Origin of the sequence: Oscillibacter acetigenes, assembly GCF_025567605.1 — a bacterium.
In the GTDB taxonomy this organism is placed as follows: domain Bacteria; phylum Bacillota; class Clostridia; order Oscillospirales; family Oscillospiraceae; genus Oscillibacter; species Oscillibacter welbionis.
Genome location: NZ_JAOQKG010000003.1, coordinates 296,522 through 312,433 on the forward strand (window position 1 = coordinate 296,522; position 15,912 = coordinate 312,433).

A 15,912-nucleotide genomic window follows, 5' to 3' on the forward strand; every position below is an offset into this window, starting at 1 on the left:
TCAGCTCCTTCCGGCAATCCCGGTCCCATCACGGCTCAGGGGAGATCCGGCTCCCCTCCCATCGCATCCGGCAGACGTCCGCCGTGGTCACTCCAGTAAGGCGTTCCCCATGGAGCTCCAGCGCCGTCTCGCAGAAAAGGGTGCTGACCGCCGTCCGGATAGCATGAGAGAGGCACAGATGCCCATCCTCCGACCGTACGCCATGGACGGGGTTGCGGCGTCCCATCAGTTCCAGGGATCCTGTGACGGCAGAACCCTCGTATTGGAGGTCCAGGCGACCCTCCCTGGGGCCCATCTGGCTGTACAGCGTGACGTGATACTCTTCCCGCATCTTCCTCCGCTCCTTTCCGCATTTCCTCCAGCATACTGGAAACAGGCCCGGAGATGCAAGGTGCAGACCTTGGGCAGATGTCAGAAATCTGACACTTGCCCCCATTCTGCATAGATGCACTCCTCTGGAAAATGTGTTATACTGGACTGCAATGGACTGGAGTCTGCCGGTCCATGGAGGTCGATATGAAAAAACGGACATACGAGGCCAGCAATGCGGCCAAGCGGCAGATCTGCACTGTACTCAAGGAGCTGATGACCCAGAAACCCCTGAACAGGATCACCGTGGCGGAGATCATGCGGGGCTGCGGCATGGCGCGCCAGCATTTTTACTACCATTTTGACGATGTCTACGACGCGGTGCGCTGGATCTTTGAGGAGGAGGCGGTGGCGCTGCTCCGGGAACACGAGGGCGTCATGCTGTGGCAGGACGGCCTGCTCCAGCTTTTCCAATACCTGCAGGAGAACCGTGTGTTCTGCCTCTGCGCCCTTCGCTCCATGGGCCGGGACCACCTGAAGCGGTTCTTCCAGACGGATATCCGCGCCATCATCCGGAGCACGATCCGTCTGATTGCCGCGGAGCTGGGGTATGAGGCCGGGGAGCAGGAGCTCACCATGCTGACTCAGTTCTATGTGGGCGCGCTGGTAAGTATTGTGGAGGACTGGCTCCTGGGCGAGATCCAGGGCACGCCGGAGGAGCTGATCCGCTTTGTAGACCAAGTGCTGCGGGACCATGTGCGTGGCGCCGGGCTCCGGCTGTCCCAGGCAGGTCCCGGGACGGCGCCTCTTCTGGAACCGGACCACTGTGCCGGACCTGTTTCCAAATAAAAAGGCTCCGGGTTCCCAGAGAAACCCGGAGCCTTTTTCCGCTGTTCAACTCTCTGTGGGCAGGTCACTCCTGCGCATCGTGAAGCCAGAGATATCGCTCGTCCTCGTTGCGGGTGGTCTGCAGCCAGGGGTTGCCGTCCAGATGGCGGATCATCCAGCAGGTATACATCTGGAAGCCCGGCGCCACTGCCTGGGGATGCAGGCACCCGCCGGGGATGGCGGAGAAGCTGTTGTCCACGCTCTTGAATACCTGGTCCCCCACAAAACTGGCGCCGAAGCCCTCCGGCCGGTCGAACTTGAAGTAATAGCACTCCGGCTGGGGGTGCCGGTGGGGCAGATAGCCGGACCAGTTCCCCCGGTCGTTCAGCACCTCGCCCAGCACCATATTGGACCAGGGGGCGATATCCTTGTCAAAGATGGTGTTTACCCGGCGCTTGGCCACATTGCCGAACTTGCCCACGCAGGAGTAGACCCAGGGGGCGTCCTCCGGCCGGTACAGCCTGCCGGAGAACGCTGTGTCATTCTTCGTGCACTGGACCAGGATCTCCGCGTCTGTCTGCGCCTCCACGGTGATCTCCTCCCCGGCGCAGGCATGGAGGGCATAGGGGCCGTCAGTGAACACGTCTCTGCGGCTGACCGTCTCCGTCCGGCCCTCCCAGCCGAAGGTCACGGTTCCGGACAGAAGCAGCACCGCGGTCTCCTCGCCCCGTCGGCAAAAGCCTCTCTTCCGGCCGGGTTCCATCCGGTAGACCCGGATGTCCATCAGCATATCGCTGTATGCGTTGTCGTAGGTACAGAGGATTTCCTCGCCCTCCGCGTCAAACTCCGGATAGCCGAATACGTTTTTCATGTGTAATTCCTCCCAAATTCCATCATCCGGCGGGCCCGTTCAGGCGCCCGCGTTTGCTCCCTGCCGCTCCAGCAGGCGGCAGAGCATGGCGGCCAGCTCTCCCCGGGTGGCTGTCCGGTCCCCCTGATAGCTTCCCCGGACCATGCCCAGCGCCTGGGCGATGGCCGCATAGCCCAGGTCTGCCTCCGGGATGGCGGCAGCGTCGCTGTATGTGCAGGTGTAGATGCCCTGAAGCCGGGCGGCTGGACCATAACCTGCGCAGTCCAGCAGACATTTCACTGCCTGCCCGCGGGTGACGGCCCTGCCTTCATCCCGGGTTCCCCGGGGCAGAATACCCATCCGGTAGGCCACGGAATAGACGGTGTCCCGCGTGCTCTCATCCGCTGTCTCCGGGTCGATACAGTATCCCTCCAGGCTGGCCAACAGGGCCACCAGATCCCACTGGGTCAGCTGTTTGTCCGGCCGGAAGCGGCCCCCGTCATAGCCCACGCCATAGCGGGCCAGCTTCTCCACATCGGCTTTCACCCCGGAGCCCGACAGGTCCGTATAGGTGATGGCGGTATCCCCGGACTCCGGCGCCGCCGGTTTGCCGGTGGCGGCGTCAATGCCCAGATACCGCTCCTCCCGCTCCAGAGCGTAGGTCAGCCGCAGCTCGTAGAAGTGGGTAAGCCCCAGCTCCATCAGCCGGGCTTCCGTCTCGTCGCCGCTCTCCAGAGGGCGGGGCACCAGACGGTAGGCCAGGACCGTGTCATAGGTCCCCGCCCAGGCGGCCAGGGCCGCCGTCTCACCCACGATACCGGCGGAGCCGGCGAACGTCACATCCTCGTCGTACTGATAATCCAGCCGGTACACGGACCCGTCTCCGCTGTCGATGGCCACGGTATAGCGGTTCTCCGGGAAGGGAATGCCGCCTACCTGCTGGACGTATGTGAAGGTGTAGTACGGACGCCGGTCCTCCGTGTTGTCTCGGCCGTCATAGAGTGTCAGGGCACTCCACCGCCCGCCGCAGAGGGCGGACAGGAACGTCTCCGCTTTGACCTGCGCCTCCGCCTGGGTCAGGGCCGGTGTCTCCCCCTCCTCCATTCCGGGTGCGTAGGAGAATACCTCCTGGACCGCGCCGGTGCGGGCATCCACTGTGATGGTGCGGGAACGGCTGTCCTCCTCTCCGGGCCGCACATAGGACAGGACGCAGAGGACCTGATCCTCCTTCCCCTCCTGTTCCGCCAGACGGTAGGCGGCGGAGGACAGGGCGTACTCCGTCAGGCCGTAGACCGGCTCTGCCCGCAGGCTCTGGTCCAGGAACGCGGAGGACCGGACGCCCTCCATCTGGGCGATGCCCGCCTGCTCCGCCGGGCTGAGGCCGCTGTCCTCGCTCTCCGCAGCCGCGGTGTTGTCGGCACTGCCTCCGGCGCCCCAGCCGCCCATCTGGTCCTCCAGCTCCGTCAGATTCAAAAGCGCTCCTGTGGCGGCATCTACATAAAAGGTGTCCGTATCCACCGGCAGATACCGGAGCACGGCCGACGTGCCGCCCGCCTCCCGCACGTATTCCAGCTTCAGCTCCAGGGTATCCGTCAGGAGTTTGGCAGCCCGGTCGCGGCGCACCGCAGCGGCGGCAGAGGGGACGTCTCCCAGGAAGGTGTCCTCCGCTGTGGTCCGGTGGAAAGACCGGACCCGGTTGTCCGCCGCATCCACAGTGATGGAATAGGTCAGCGGCGAGGGCAGGCCGTTCAGCAGGATCACTCCGGAGTAGCGGTAGCTGTCCCCGCCCAGAATATCCATGCCGCGGGGCTCTTCCAGCTTCACGCTCTCCCCCTCCCGCAGGACCTTGTCCAAAAAGTCCCCGGCGGCCCGGGCGGCCGCGGCCTCATCCCCCTGGGGAAAGACCGGGAAATCCCCGCTGTTGGAGGCGGTGTACGGCAGACCCAGATCGTAGCTGATTACGGTCCCGTCATCCAGAGCGGAAATGGACAGTTCCTCCTCCAACTCGGTCGACCAGTACAGATCCCAGGCACCGGTCAGACCATCCTCATACCAGCTGCCCTGAAATTCGTCATAGGCATCCGTGTCCAGATCCAGGGCCGCCTTTACGGCCTGGGTCACCCTGGCCAGGGCCTCGTCTGTGGTCTCCTCTGCGGCGGACGCCGGCAGCATCAGCCCCAGAGCCGTCACCATAGCCAGCGTCAAAGAAAACAGCTTCTTCATCATTCGTCCCTCCATTGTCGGCAGTTTCCGGAATGGTGATTCCATTCTATCCCAACAGACGGAAAAATTCCAGAGATGCTGCGGATTCTCCTTATTTTTTTAAGTTCCTTGAAAGGCAGAGCGGCGGGCCGCACGGAGAATCTCCGCGCGGCCCGCCGTTTGACATGGGCTGCGTCCTGGCCGGGCGATTCAGCCGGACCTGCCTGCATCTGTCCTGGGGCCCTCTCTGTCACGCCATGGCGCGGTGGAGGAAGGTCATGATCTGCGCCCGGGTGCAGGTCGTGCCGGGCTCAAAGGTAGTGGAAGTGGTGCCCTGGGTCACACCGCTCTCCACGGCCCAGGCCACCGCGTCCGCATAGTACGCACCTTCCGCCACGTCCCGGAAGTCATGCGTCCCGGATGCTGCGGGAGAGCCCTCGGCCCGCCACAGCAGCACCGCCGCCTGAGCGCGGGTGCAGACCCGGTCCGGGGCAAAGGCAGTCTTGGTGACGCCGGAGGTGATGCCCTGCTCCACAGCCCACAGAACTGCCTTATAGTAGTAGCTGTCGGGGCTCACATCCGTGAAGGGATTCTCCTTTTCGGACGGCTCAGGAGAGCCGTTTGCCCGCCACAGGAAGGTCACAAGCTGGGCCCGTGTGCATCCGCGGCCCGGGGCGAAGGCCGTTCCGGTGACACCGGAGGCGATCCCCTGCTCCACAGCCCACCGGACCGCATCGTAATAGTACGCGCCGCTGTCCACATCCGTGAAGGGCAGTTCCGTCTGCTCCCCGGAACGGACGAAGGACGCGGACACGGTCACCCCGCCGCCGGGCATGACGAAGGTATAGCGCCCCTCCCCCGCGTTCTGGACCGGGACTGCGCCGTCCTGGCTGTCGGTGACAGTCAGCTTCTTCAGCTCGTATCCGTCATCCGGCGCCGCGGTGATGGTCACCGTCTCACCCTCGTCGGCCCGACCGGCACTCACCTCCAGGGAGCCGCCGGTGACCTGGTCCACAGTAATGAGATGCTCGCCGTCCTCGGACTTCTCAGTCCACCGGGCGTACAGGGTTGTGTTTGCGTCGAAGACGGTATCGGCAGTAACTGCAGTGCCGCCGTCGGCGGCGGTGTACCAGCCCGCGAAGGCGTAGCCGCTCCGCTCCGGCGTGGGAAGCGTCCCCACGGCTGCGCCGCTGGTGGCTGCCATGGCGGCCGCGCCGGCGGCGCCCTCGCCGAGCTCCAGGGTCAGGATGATCGTCCGGTCCGGGTCAATGAAATCCTCCAGCTCTGCAGTGGCAAAGCTGCCGCCGGTGACAGAAATGCTGCCGGAGCCGCTGTTGGCCACCTGACCGGTCACAGTGCCGCCGGAGATGGTGATCTCCGCCGCGGTGTCGTTGACTACGCTGCCCACGGTGCCGCCGTTGATGACGATGGTTCCGCCAGTGGAGCCGCCCTGCGTCTTGATATTCTGATAGCTGCCGCTCTCCACGGTCAGGCTGCCGGAGGCATCCTGCCCCTCAAAGACAATGGAATCCCCCTCGGCAATAGCAGCGTTCGCAAAGGTGACGCGGCTGCCCCGGTCGATGTTGACGCCCCACTGGTTTCCGGAGGTGGTCAGGCCGTCCACGGACAGCTCCGTGCCATTGACCACCAGGGCGTACCAGCGGCAGTTGGAGATCTCCACGTTCTCCAGGGTCACCATTCCGGCGTGGTAGATGTTCAGGCCGTGCTTGGCGGCACTGCCGCCGTCAAGGGTCACATCCCGCAGCGTCACCTCGGCGCCATCCTGAAGATTGAGGAGGCTGGGGCCGGTGCCATTGTCGCCGGAGACAGAAAATGTGCCCGCCTTCGCCCGGATGGTATGGCCGCTGCCGTCCAGAGTCAAGTCCTTGGACAGCGTCAGCGCTCCCTGGCCGTTGACCAGGCCGGAGGCGTCCAGCTCCACGTCTCGGAGCAGCCGGATGGTGGCGCCCTCTTCCGCCTGGGCCACCGCCTCCGCCAGGGTGGCATACTGGGTGCCGTCGATATCCGCGGTGTTTTCCGTTTGGACGCCGTCCTCCCCGGCCCCCTCCGTCATGGTCTGGACCTGCCCGGCGGCAGACGCACCAAACATCCCCTCCGCCGCCTGGGCATTGGCCGGCAGCATGGAGGCCAGCAGGCTCAGAGTCAGCAGTCCGGTAACAAGTTCTCGCTTCATGTGTGTAGATTCCTCCCGATTGGTTTGTAGGTATCGGCGCTTTGAAGCGGGCACTCTCCGTCCGGTCCGAAAAGGGGCCTTCCCAGATGTAGAAATTCTGCCAAATCATTGCGGATTCTGTCAAAAAGCCAAGCAGGCAGCGGAAAATCCGGCCTCAAAAGCACGGTTCACATCCTAACACAGCGGGGCAGAGCCACGCAAGGGCTTTCCGGATTTTCCAGATGACTGGAAATGCCTGGCACATCAGCCGCATCTATTGGGCCGCAGTGCATCCGGCAAAATATGCTGGAACGATCCGGGCGCCGCGCCAGACATTCCCGGCAGCGCAGAGCCGGCTCCCCAGCTTGGAGGGCTCCGGTGAGCCGGCGGGCGGCAAGGCATGTGAAAGCCCCCGGCGGACCGGAACGTGTCCGGTCCGCCGGGGGCCTGCTCTGCCTGCGAAAGAAGCCGCCGATCAGTCAGTTTCCGGCGGCCTGGGTACCGGCCTGCTCCCGGCGGAAGCGGACCATGCCGGTGCGGTCCAGAGCCACCATCAGGACGGGAATGAACACCAGCTGGAGGATGATGCCGGGAATGGCGTTCACCAGCGCCTCGGTCAGGAAGATCTGCCAGGTGAAAGGCACGCTGGCCACGCCGGTCATCACCACCCGCACCGCAGCCCAGACGATCCGGCCGCCCACCATAGCAGCCAGCAGAGCACGGTACAGGGCCACCACACACTGCCAGCGGGACCGATTGTACAAAAAGCCCGCGATGCCACCGTAAGCCGCCAGCTCAAAGGCCATGGCCACAGCGGCCACCAGCGGCGGCATTCCGAAGAGCGCCATCCGCATCAGCGGGGCCACGAATCCCACCACCGCGCCATACCGCCAGCCGCAGATCAGGCCGCAGAGGAACACGGGCAGGTGCATGGGCAGCAGCATCCCGCCGATCTGGGGGATCTGTCCGGTGAGGAAGGGCAGTACCAGCGCCAGGGCCAGGAACATGGCCGCCAGGACCAGGTTATGGACATTTGTTTTGAAATTGCTGTGTTTCATGGGGTTAAACTCCTTCTCAAAAAGTCTTTTCGCGCCGCCTTCTGGCGCCGCACCAGCCTTCTGGCTTTTTTTACGGAGTCTGCAGGGCTGTGAATACCGGCCTTCTGGCCGGGCGTTTTTCAGGGACTTGCCCCTCGTCAGGGGAAAAATTCGGTGGTGTCGATCACCAGCTGGCAGCCCTTCTCCGGGCCGCATTGGCGGATATACCGCTCCTCCAGGGGCATCCACCGGCTCTCATAGGCGGCGAAGTGGGCGCCCTCCCGCCGCTCCAGGCGGCGGCGCTGCTCCTCCGGCGCACAGGTGAGAAACATCCGCAGATCATAGCGGGCCGACAGCAGCGGGTGCTGGGAGTAGCTTCCCTCCACCACAGTGAGGGGCCGGGCCGGAAGCGTTGTCCCCTCCCTCAGCGTGCCGCTCCGGCAGTCATACGGGCGGCAGCGGATCTGCGCTCCGGCCCCTGCCGGCACCAGTACCTCCTGCAGGAAGCGGGCCAGGTCCATATTTCCAGCCGGGATCTGCTCCCAGTTCTCTGCCCGGCGGTCCGGTGGGAGATAATAGTCATCCATGTGGACCACGTTGCAGGGAAGGAGCCGCCCCATCAGGTCTCCCAGGCCGCTCTTGCCGCTGCCGCAGCGGCCGTCAATGGCCACGACGGCTGGTCTGCCGCTCCGCGCCAGCCGGGCCGCCGCCAGCAGTGCCGGGAAGTACCCGCCGTATGCTGTCCGCAGGACCCGGTAGTGGGGGTCATACGCCTCCCGGTAGGCCGGCGAGTGGTGGACGGGCGGACAGCCCTGACGGCGGTACACCGCCAGCCAGTCCGCCATACCGGGCAGGGGCAGCGCCTCCGCCGCGGTCAGGCATTCCTCCAGGTCCGCCGCCGTCCCGTGGTGCTCCGCCGCCGTCAGAAGCAGCAGATCCGCCAGGAGCGGCGCAGCCAGCGTCCAATCCCCCGTCCCCGCCAAATGAACGCGGCACAAACCGTTCCCGATCCGCTCCGGCGGCCGGGCCTCCCGGTCTGCGGGAAGGGCGCTGCACTCCCCCAGCAGCTGCCGGAGGACATCTCCCCGTTCCCCCGCTGCATGGGCTGGACCGAACGTACTCTGATAGGCCAGCTTGGCGCAGTCCTGGGGCTCCATCAGCGGATAGCGGGCCAGGTGCTCCCGCAGGACCGTTTGAAATTCCTCATGCATCTCTTCAGCCCCCCGGCAGCCGTGGTATTGCGCATCGGTCATCCGACACGTTTATAGGATAGCACCTGGAGTACACTCAAAGTCAAGAGCAAGCGTGAAAAAATCTGAAATTTTTTCGGATGGTATCCGCACGCGGAGCAGAGTGGGAGTTTGCAGCTGGTTTTGCGCACCCGCCTTTCATCGCGCATGCCGATTCGGGATATGCCCGTTCAAGTGCGGAATCCATGCTGTGCAGCCCGCGTTCCGCATCCGTTCCCTGTCTGATCCCATGCCGGGGCGCCCGTCCCGCAGTACCTTCTGGGCTGAAAAAGCCTGTGTTCCTTCTGAACACAGGCTTTTCTGCACTCCGGCAAAGCAAGGCAGTACGTCAAGCGGTCACCGCCTCCACAGGAACCCGGAGTACAAAGGGCTGCTCCGGGTCCGTGCAGTCGTTCCCCAGCAGCTCCCGGAGCCCGTCGTCATAGGCCCGACCCCGGGCCAGATTGACGGCTGCCGCCACCGCCGCCCGGGCCTGGTCCTCCGGATTCTGGTCCACCGTCATATAGAGCTTGCCGCTCTCCAGGGCGGCGGCCCCCTCCGCCGTGTGGTCCACGCTGACGATGGGCGCCGCGCCCGGATCCCAGCCGGCGGCCTCCAGCGCCTCGATGACTCCCAGGGCCATTTCATCGTTGTCGCAGATGACGCAGTCAAAGTCCACGCCCTGCTCCAGCAGGGCCGCCATGGCTTGGCGGGCCCGCTCCCGGCTGAAGCCGCAGACCTGGTAATCTGCCGCGGCGATGGGGCAGAAGCCGTCGTCCAGCAGGCTCTGCACGGCGGTGCCGGAGCGGGCATCTGTATTCTCCTGGCCGGGCATCCCCTGGAACAGCAGATAGCGGATATCCGTCCCGTGGTCCGTCTCCCAGAAATACTCCGCCAGGGCGTGCCCCTGGAGGGCGCCGCTCCCGGCCTCGTCCATGCCCACAAACACCATCCGCTCGTTCAGGATCGCCGTCCCCGGCGCCCGGTTCAGCAGCACGACTCCTGCGTCGCCCACGATGTCTGCCACCTTTTCGGAGTCCTCCCCGTCTGCAAGGTTCACCAGCAGGGTCTCCACGCCTTCTGCCAGGGCCTCGTGGACCTGGCGCAGCTGGGTCTCCGGGTCGTTGCCCGCGTTGTAATACCGCACCGCGTAGCCCTGGGCGGCGGCCTCCGCTTCGATGTCCGCCTTCAGCTCCAACAAAAACGTATCCTCCCTAGACAGCAGCAGGCCCAGAGCCCTCGTCTCCCTGGTCCGGGACTCCACAGCCCCGGCGGCGTCCGCGCCGCAGCCGGTACCCAGCACTGCCACGGCGGCCAGCAGGGCCACAACTGCGCCGATCTTCTTCCTCCATGTCCGTTTCATCTGGATCTCCTCCCTATTCATCCGTCTTCTGCTTAGGATGCTGGACAAAGTATACAAATATACCTGACGGAATGAAATAGACAAACCTGCGGGGGGAACGGCACGGTTCCCTCCGCAGGTCTTTTTTCCGGACTTTTCTGCGGTCTCACGGCCCGATCCGGAATTTCCGGTACTCCGTGGGCGTGAGGCCGACGTATTTTGAAAAGATGCGTGAGAAGTAGCTGGCGTCCGCGAATCCCACCGCCTCGGAGATGGTCTGGACGCTGTCCTGCGCGTTCACCAGCCGCATCTGAGCCTCCCCGATCCGGCGGCGCAGGACATACTGCTTGAGGCTGTATCCCGTCTTCTGCCGGAAGATATGGGACAGATGATAGGGACTCAGATAAAACTGGCGGGCCAGCTGCTCGATGGAGAGGTCCTCCGCATAATGGCGGTCGATGTATCTGGCCACACGGCCGAAGGTGGAGTCCTCCCGGGTGACGAGATCCTCCTTCCGCCCCGCCGCCATCCGCCGGACCAGCTCCAGCGACGCCAGCATCAGGTGCTGGCACAGCTCCTGGAAGCCCGGCTCCCGCTCCGCTGCATACCGGTCCATCAGGCAGAAGAGCTCCTTCAGGTCCGCAAACTGCTCCGGCTGGTGAAACAGGGGGCAGCGGTCCGGGGAAAGCAGGCTGTATGGCGGCAGGTCCGCCAGCGCCAAGTTCCCGATGGCCACGCACAGGGTCTGATACGGCTGGTCTGCCTGGGGGAATTCGTCGTGGAGGGCGCCGCCGCTGCACAGCACCACATCTCCGGCTGCCACCTCGTACCGGCGGAGATCGACGGTGTACCGGCCGCTGCCCTTCAGGATCAGCAGCACCTCCGCCAGGCGCTCGTGGCAGTGCATCAGTGTGGCGTGCTCTCCCTCCGCCCAGTCATAGTGGCAGATGTACGCCGCATAGGGCCGGTCCTGAGGCAGGCGCGCCGCCTCCTGCGGTGTGAACACCACCCGCTGCCGATTCAGTTCCGCCTCTCTCATGCCGCCGTCTCCTCCCCGCTGGAAAGTGCGGAGCATCCGGCCATCCGCCGCTCCCCGCCGTGGGGCCGCAGGAAAGTCCGGTCCCGGCCCTTATGATACCGTTCCCAGCGGGCCGTGTCAAGGGCGGCTCCCGCTCACTCCAGCGCCGCCTTCAGGCGCTCCCACAGCTCCACGGCCTTGAATTTCAGCTGGTAGCCGCCATCCTCCTCCGTCATCAGGCTGACCTGGTCTTCCGTCAGGCCAGCGGCCAGGGCCGTCTCCGGCACGTCCGCGGAGGCAGCGGTGCACAGGGGCGGAAACACCACACACCACCAGTTCTGTCCGACGCCCTCCCCAATCAGAATCCGCAGGGCCAGATACTCCCCGGCTGGAAGAGAGAAGCCGTCATATTCCTTGGTGGGAAAGGCCGTGTCCTCCAGCTCCGCCGTCACGGCGTAGTCATAGCCGTTGGCCCGTACCGTCTCCTCGGCGATGGCCTCCAGTTCCGGCAGGCTCTCCCGCAGGCGAATCTCTGCCTCCGCCCGGTCCGCCGACTGCTCCAGAATCTCCGTGGCTCGCTCCAGCACCGCATCCCGGACCAGGAGCTTCAGTGCCTGGTCCTCCTCCGTATCAGAGTTGGCCAGCACATGGAGCCGCACCACCTTGTCCGCCAGGTCCCGCTGGGTGTTCAGCGCCCAGACGCCGGTCATCAGAAACGCCGCCGCACCCAGCAGCAGGGCCAGTTCCACGATCCGCAGAGTCTTTCGCTCACGCTTTGCAGCTGTTTTCATATCCGTTTTCCGTCCTTTGCTATGTAGCCCCATGGGGCCCGTTTCCCCCATCATGGACGGAAATTCCGGATTTTATTCCATCTTTTCCAATATTTTTACCGGCGCGGCCAGATACGTCTGCCGGTAACGTCCCTCCAGCGCCTCCTTTGCCCGGACCGCCTTCTGCCGGTCATCAAACAGGCCGAACACCGTGGGGCCGGAACCGCTCATGGCCGCGCCCAGAGCACTGTGCCGCAGCAGGGCTTCCTTGATGGAGCGGATCTCCTCCCCTTCCTCCTCCGTCAGCACCCGCTCAAAAACATTTCCAAGGCAGGCGGCCGCGGCGGCCAGATCGCCCCGGGCCAACGCCGCTGCCATGGCCGCCGTATCCGGCCGGGGGCCCAGGTCCGCCCCGTCCAGCCGGGCAAACAGCTCCGGTGTGGGCAGGCCGAAGTCCGGCTTGCACAGTACGATGGCACAGTCCGGCAGAGGCGGCAGGTCCGTCAGGAGCTCACCCCGTCCCTCTGCAAGACATGTGCCGCCCCGGACGCAGAAGGGCACATCGCTGCCCACTGCCAGCCCGATCTCCTCCAGCGCCTGCCGCGGCAGATCCGGGGCGTACAGGGTCCGCAGGCACCGCAGCACCGCCGCCACATCCGCACTGCCGCCCCCAAGCCCCGCATAAGCCGGGACCCGCTTGGCAAGGCGTACCTCCAGCCCCGGCACCGGGCGGCCCAGCCTGTGGAAAAAGGCATCCGCCGCCCGCTGCTCCAAAGTGACCTTCCCCGCCGGAAGGGAGATGCCCTCTGTCAGCAAGGAAAAGCCGCCCGCCGCCTCTGCCACCGTCACGGTGTCCCCCAGGGACACGGCCTGCATCACCATCCGCATGTCGTGATAGCCGTCTGTACGCCGCCCCAGAATATCCAGAGTCAGGTTGATCTTGGCCGGGGCCTCCAGCGTCAAAGTCTTCATCGCACCACCTCCCGCGGGCCTCCGCCCGCTGTCTGGGTCCAGTATAGCACATCCCTCCCCAAGTAGAAACAATGAATCGCCCGCAACCGGACGGTTGCGGAAAGTTGGTGGACGCAACCGGAAAAACCTGCTATGCTGAGAGCAGCGGAGCGGGAGGCGGTGCGTCATGGACATGAGCAAGGCGATTCGGGAAGGCCGGGATCGCTTGGGCATGAGCCAGGAGGCTCTGGCGGAGCGGCTGGGCGTGAGCCGGCAGGCGGTATCCAAGTGGGAGATGGGAACCTCTGTTCCCTCTCCGGAAAATCGGCGGGCGCTCTCGGAGATTTTGGGGACAGACCTTCAAGTGGAAAGAGAAACAGCGCCGCCCGTCCCTCTGCGGCGGTGGAAGCGGCTGACGCTGGCGGCAGGGCTCCTCTGCCTGGCGCTGCTGGCGGCGCTGGGCTGGATCCTTTACAGCGCGCATCAGGACGGCTGGCCGCCGCCGGAGGATCCGCAGATTACAGGCGTCTATTTCTATGATGCGGCCGGGCAGGAGATCGCCAAAAGCGACTTCGGCTGGTATCTGTTTCCGCCAGACAGCACCGTGAACGTGGCGGTCACCTTTCAGGACGGCCGGGAGCACACGGTGGATCAGGTAGTTTTGTTTCTGTATCCCACCGGCACCGGAGTGGCCGAGGAGCGGCAGCAGATCGGCGTCCGGCGGATCCGGAACGGCCGGACCTTCGCCCTGTTCCGCTGGGAGCTCCCCACCAGCCTTTATTCTCATTTGGAAGTGCAGCTGGAGTGCAAGGATGGGCAGACAGTCTCCGCCTCTCACTGGAACGTGATCGACCGGGATTCTGCCTTTTGAACGAATGCCCGGCGTCATGTAAAATTTCACAAATCTTCTTTCTTTTTTAACAGAATGCGGTGCATTTATACGCAGCACAGAGGGGGTGGAATGAATTGTTTGGGCAATCCCCCCCAACAGCACCAGAAAAGAGCATCGTATGCTGGACATCCTGTTTTTGAGCAGAAGCTCATTGCTGTACGCAGCCCTGCTCCTGCCGGCCATCACAATCCTGTCCCTCGCCCTGCTCTGTTTCGCGTATGAAGCTACCCAGAAGTTCCGGAGGCGGAGGGGCCTGTTTTAAAAAGACGCTCTCCCCAAAAGCCGCGGCGGTCCCGCGGCTTTTGCCAGGTTTCAGAAGAAACAGCGCCGCAGGCAAAAGCCTGCGGCGCTGTCTGTATCTGTGGAAATGACTTCTTACTTGATCTTCCGGGCCTCCACATAGTACCGCTTATCCTGGGCGTGGCCCATGGAGAAGGTCTTGCGGGGCAGGACGCCGTCGGCCATGACGGTCTTGAACAGCTGTTCCTTGCCCATAGCCGGGAGCTTGAAGCCGATGTTGCCGGACTTGCTGCCCAACTCGTCCGTCACTTCGTCGCCATGGATGTAGTCCACTTCGCCGCCGTGCTCCTTGAGATAGGCGTCCAGGAAGGTCTGGAGCGTGCCCACCGCCAGCTGCATCCTGGGATTGGGCACCGTGATGGTACCGGTATGCCCTGCATAGGTGTAGGCGATGGTGTGGCCCTCGCCCTCCCCTTCGTGGGCGCCGGGATAGGCGGCCTTCATCGCCTCCAGCACCTGTTCGGGCTCCACGCCGAAGAGGACACGGTGGATCGGCTCGAACTGGAGGGCGTCGTCGTGATTATTCACCACTTCCACCAGAGCATAGCGGGCGGGCAAATCGGCCCACTGGTCCTCCGGCGTGACCTTCTTCAGGTTCTCATAGCACTGCTTGGCTGTTGCCAGAGAGTGGTTGCCGTCGCCCACCGCGAACAGCAGAGGTGCCGCGTCCTTCAGGCCGTACTTTTTCTCCATGGCCTCCGGCGTGCACATAGCCGCCAGGGCGTCCGCCACGGCGTCCATCTGGGCGTCCGTCAGCTTCCAGCCCTTCAGGTGCCCGCCGCCCTGCTGCAGGTCAAAGTCATACAGCTGCTCCATCTCCCCGCTGGCGGCGGTCAGGGGCTCAATAACCGTGCGGTCCGGGTCGTCGATCAGCAGCATCACGTGGGGCAGCTCAACGGGGGCGTCCTGCCGTACCCGTACCCGGGGTGGGATGCGGGAGAGCACCGTCCCCTCCGTGGCCCGGATCAGGGCGCCGGAGCCGGGGGTGAAGTCATACTGGTCCAAATCCACCATGCCGATGAGGCCGTGGCGCACCTTGCCGTCGGACTGCGTGCGCTCAATATAGAACAGGGACCCCGGCAGGGTCTGAAAGACGCCCTCCGCCAGATAGCGGTTCATAGCGCCGTTGATGTCCGCGATATGGGCGTCCACATCCGGGTCGTTCAGCTTGGCCTCCGGCAGGATCAGCCGGAGGGTGGAAGGCGCGTCCCCCACAGTCTCCTCCACCGCCTGCCAATACTCCGGCTGGGAGGTGAACTGGTCGCAGGCCACCACGGCCCACTTGGTCATGTCCGCATCCTTGGGCAGCAGGATATCCGCCGGGTAAAAGCCCAGCTTCTGGAATTTCTCGTTCATGTCGCGTCCCCTTTCTTTCCGGAAAACTCTTACAGCGCCGCCTTGATGGCCGCCAGCAGGTCGTCAAACTCCTCAAAGGCCGGAATCTCCGGGTGGTCGGCTTTGATCTGCTCCGTGCTCTTGAAGAGGAAGCCTGCCTTGCTGGCCTGGATCATCCCCAAATCGTTGAAGCTGTCGCCGCTGGCGATGGTGTCATAGCCGATGGACTGCAGGGCCTTCACCGTGGTGAGCTTGGACTTCTCACAGCGCATCTTGTAGCCGGTGATCTCGCCGTTCTCCGCCACCTCCAGGGAGTTGCAGAAGATGGTGGGCCAGCCCAGCTTTTCCATCAGAGGCTTGGCGAATTCCTCAAAGGTATCGCTCAGAATAATCACCTGGGTGGTGGCCCGCAGCTCGTCCAAAAACGCCTTGGCGCCGGGCAGCGGATCAATCTTGGCGATGGTGTCCTGGATCTCCTTGAGCCCCAGGCCGTGCTCCTTCAAGATGCCCAGCCGCCAGGTCATCAGCTTGTCGTAATCCGGCTCATCCCGGGTGGTGCGCCGCAGCTCCGGAATGCCGCTGGCCTCTGAAAATGCGATCCAGATCTCCGGCACCAGGACGCCCTCCATATCCAAGCATACAATATTCATACTGTCTCCCCTTATCAATCGGTCTG

Annotated in this window: 14 protein-coding genes; 2 read left to right on the top strand and 12 right to left on the bottom strand. The window is 64.2% G+C overall.

Annotated features, from left to right (window positions below; translation table 11 throughout):
* Positions 1–28 precede the first annotated feature (28 nt).
* Positions 29–331 carry a hypothetical protein gene (locus OCV80_RS08215; RefSeq protein WP_021748849.1) on the bottom strand — a complete coding sequence of 101 codons (303 nt, stop codon included), beginning with the start codon at positions 329–331 and terminating at the stop codon, positions 29–31.
* A 185-nt stretch (positions 332–516) separates the two neighbouring features.
* Here OCV80_RS08215 and OCV80_RS08220 point away from each other — a divergent pair, with 185 nt between their 5' ends.
* Positions 517–1,158, top strand: coding sequence for a TetR-like C-terminal domain-containing protein (locus OCV80_RS08220; protein ID WP_036630019.1), 642 nt, complete (start codon positions 517–519; stop codon positions 1,156–1,158).
* Between the two features lie 64 nt (positions 1,159–1,222).
* On the opposite strand, the gene OCV80_RS08225 is transcribed toward OCV80_RS08220, so the two are convergent.
* From OCV80_RS08225 to ispE, 9 genes are all read right to left on the bottom strand, one after another.
* Positions 1,223–2,008 (bottom strand): 5-deoxy-glucuronate isomerase, encoded by a 786-nt coding sequence (locus OCV80_RS08225; protein WP_021748851.1) that lies wholly within the window; start codon positions 2,006–2,008, stop codon positions 1,223–1,225.
* Positions 2,009–2,047: 39 nt separating this feature from the next.
* The gene (locus OCV80_RS08230) at positions 2,048–4,213 is read right to left on the bottom strand and encodes an S-layer homology domain-containing protein (RefSeq protein ID WP_136891720.1); all 2,166 of its coding nucleotides are present in this window, start codon (positions 4,211–4,213) and stop codon (positions 2,048–2,050) included.
* Positions 4,214–4,439: 226 nt separating this feature from the next.
* Positions 4,440–6,383 carry an S-layer homology domain-containing protein gene (locus tag OCV80_RS08235; protein ID WP_136891719.1) on the bottom strand — a complete coding sequence of 648 codons (1,944 nt, stop codon included), beginning with the start codon at positions 6,381–6,383 and terminating at the stop codon, positions 4,440–4,442.
* Between the two features lie 458 nt (positions 6,384–6,841).
* Positions 6,842–7,420 carry an ECF transporter S component gene (locus OCV80_RS08240; protein WP_021749481.1) on the bottom strand — a complete coding sequence of 193 codons (579 nt, stop codon included), beginning with the start codon at positions 7,418–7,420 and terminating at the stop codon, positions 6,842–6,844.
* 137 nt (positions 7,421–7,557) lie between these two features.
* The gene (locus tag OCV80_RS08245) at positions 7,558–8,610 is read right to left on the bottom strand and encodes a uridine kinase family protein (RefSeq protein WP_249390731.1); all 1,053 of its coding nucleotides are present in this window, start codon (positions 8,608–8,610) and stop codon (positions 7,558–7,560) included.
* Between the two features lie 367 nt (positions 8,611–8,977).
* A complete protein-coding gene (locus OCV80_RS08250) occupies positions 8,978–9,991 on the bottom strand; it encodes a substrate-binding domain-containing protein (RefSeq protein ID WP_158629837.1) in 1,014 nt (337 codons plus the stop codon).
* 145 nt (positions 9,992–10,136) lie between these two features.
* The gene (locus OCV80_RS08255; RefSeq protein ID WP_025545721.1) at positions 10,137–11,009 is read right to left on the bottom strand and encodes a helix-turn-helix transcriptional regulator; all 873 of its coding nucleotides are present in this window, start codon (positions 11,007–11,009) and stop codon (positions 10,137–10,139) included.
* A gap of 134 nt (positions 11,010–11,143) precedes the next feature.
* Positions 11,144–11,779: a stage II sporulation protein R gene (gene spoIIR, locus OCV80_RS08260; protein ID WP_136891717.1), complete on the bottom strand. Its 636-nt coding sequence runs from the start codon at positions 11,777–11,779 to the stop codon at positions 11,144–11,146.
* Between the two features lie 72 nt (positions 11,780–11,851).
* Entirely contained in the window at positions 11,852–12,730 is an 879-nt protein-coding gene (ispE, locus tag OCV80_RS08265) for a 4-(cytidine 5'-diphospho)-2-C-methyl-D-erythritol kinase (RefSeq protein ID WP_136891716.1), read from the bottom strand.
* A gap of 166 nt (positions 12,731–12,896) precedes the next feature.
* On the opposite strand from ispE, the gene OCV80_RS08270 reads away from it, so the two are divergent.
* Positions 12,897–13,580, top strand: a complete 684-nt coding sequence (locus tag OCV80_RS08270; RefSeq protein WP_181446417.1) for a helix-turn-helix transcriptional regulator — start codon at positions 12,897–12,899, stop codon at positions 13,578–13,580.
* A gap of 396 nt (positions 13,581–13,976) precedes the next feature.
* Here OCV80_RS08270 and OCV80_RS08275 read toward each other — a convergent pair whose 3' ends face one another.
* Positions 13,977–15,257, bottom strand: coding sequence for a DUF1015 domain-containing protein (locus OCV80_RS08275; RefSeq protein ID WP_021749471.1), 1,281 nt, complete (start codon positions 15,255–15,257; stop codon positions 13,977–13,979).
* Positions 15,258–15,286: 29 nt separating this feature from the next.
* Positions 15,287–15,886 (bottom strand): bifunctional phosphoserine phosphatase/homoserine phosphotransferase ThrH, encoded by a 600-nt coding sequence (thrH, locus tag OCV80_RS08280; RefSeq protein WP_021749470.1) that lies wholly within the window; start codon positions 15,884–15,886, stop codon positions 15,287–15,289.
* Positions 15,887–15,912 lie beyond the last annotated feature (26 nt).

What these genes read in the sequence shown, in the direction of transcription:
- OCV80_RS08215 (WP_021748849.1), bottom strand. Translation starts at nt 331, where the DNA reads ATGCGGGAAGAGTATCACGTCACGCTGTACAGCCAGATGGGCCCCAGG.
- OCV80_RS08220 (WP_036630019.1), top strand. Translation starts at nt 517, where the DNA reads ATGAAAAAACGGACATACGAGGCCAGCAATGCGGCCAAGCGGCAGATC.
- OCV80_RS08225 (WP_021748851.1), bottom strand. Translation starts at nt 2,008, where the DNA reads ATGAAAAACGTATTCGGCTATCCGGAGTTTGACGCGGAGGGCGAGGAA.
- OCV80_RS08230 (WP_136891720.1), bottom strand. Translation starts at nt 4,213, where the DNA reads ATGATGAAGAAGCTGTTTTCTTTGACGCTGGCTATGGTGACGGCTCTG.
- OCV80_RS08235 (WP_136891719.1), bottom strand. Translation starts at nt 6,383, where the DNA reads ATGAAGCGAGAACTTGTTACCGGACTGCTGACTCTGAGCCTGCTGGCC.
- OCV80_RS08240 (WP_021749481.1), bottom strand. Translation starts at nt 7,420, where the DNA reads ATGAAACACAGCAATTTCAAAACAAATGTCCATAACCTGGTCCTGGCG.
- OCV80_RS08245 (WP_249390731.1), bottom strand. Translation starts at nt 8,610, where the DNA reads ATGCATGAGGAATTTCAAACGGTCCTGCGGGAGCACCTGGCCCGCTAT.
- OCV80_RS08250 (WP_158629837.1), bottom strand. Translation starts at nt 9,991, where the DNA reads ATGAAACGGACATGGAGGAAGAAGATCGGCGCAGTTGTGGCCCTGCTG.
- OCV80_RS08255 (WP_025545721.1), bottom strand. Translation starts at nt 11,009, where the DNA reads ATGAGAGAGGCGGAACTGAATCGGCAGCGGGTGGTGTTCACACCGCAG.
- spoIIR (WP_136891717.1), bottom strand. Translation starts at nt 11,779, where the DNA reads ATGAAAACAGCTGCAAAGCGTGAGCGAAAGACTCTGCGGATCGTGGAA.
- ispE (WP_136891716.1), bottom strand. Translation starts at nt 12,730, where the DNA reads ATGAAGACTTTGACGCTGGAGGCCCCGGCCAAGATCAACCTGACTCTG.
- OCV80_RS08270 (WP_181446417.1), top strand. Translation starts at nt 12,897, where the DNA reads ATGGACATGAGCAAGGCGATTCGGGAAGGCCGGGATCGCTTGGGCATG.
- OCV80_RS08275 (WP_021749471.1), bottom strand. Translation starts at nt 15,257, where the DNA reads ATGAACGAGAAATTCCAGAAGCTGGGCTTTTACCCGGCGGATATCCTG.
- thrH (WP_021749470.1), bottom strand. Translation starts at nt 15,886, where the DNA reads ATGAATATTGTATGCTTGGATATGGAGGGCGTCCTGGTGCCGGAGATC.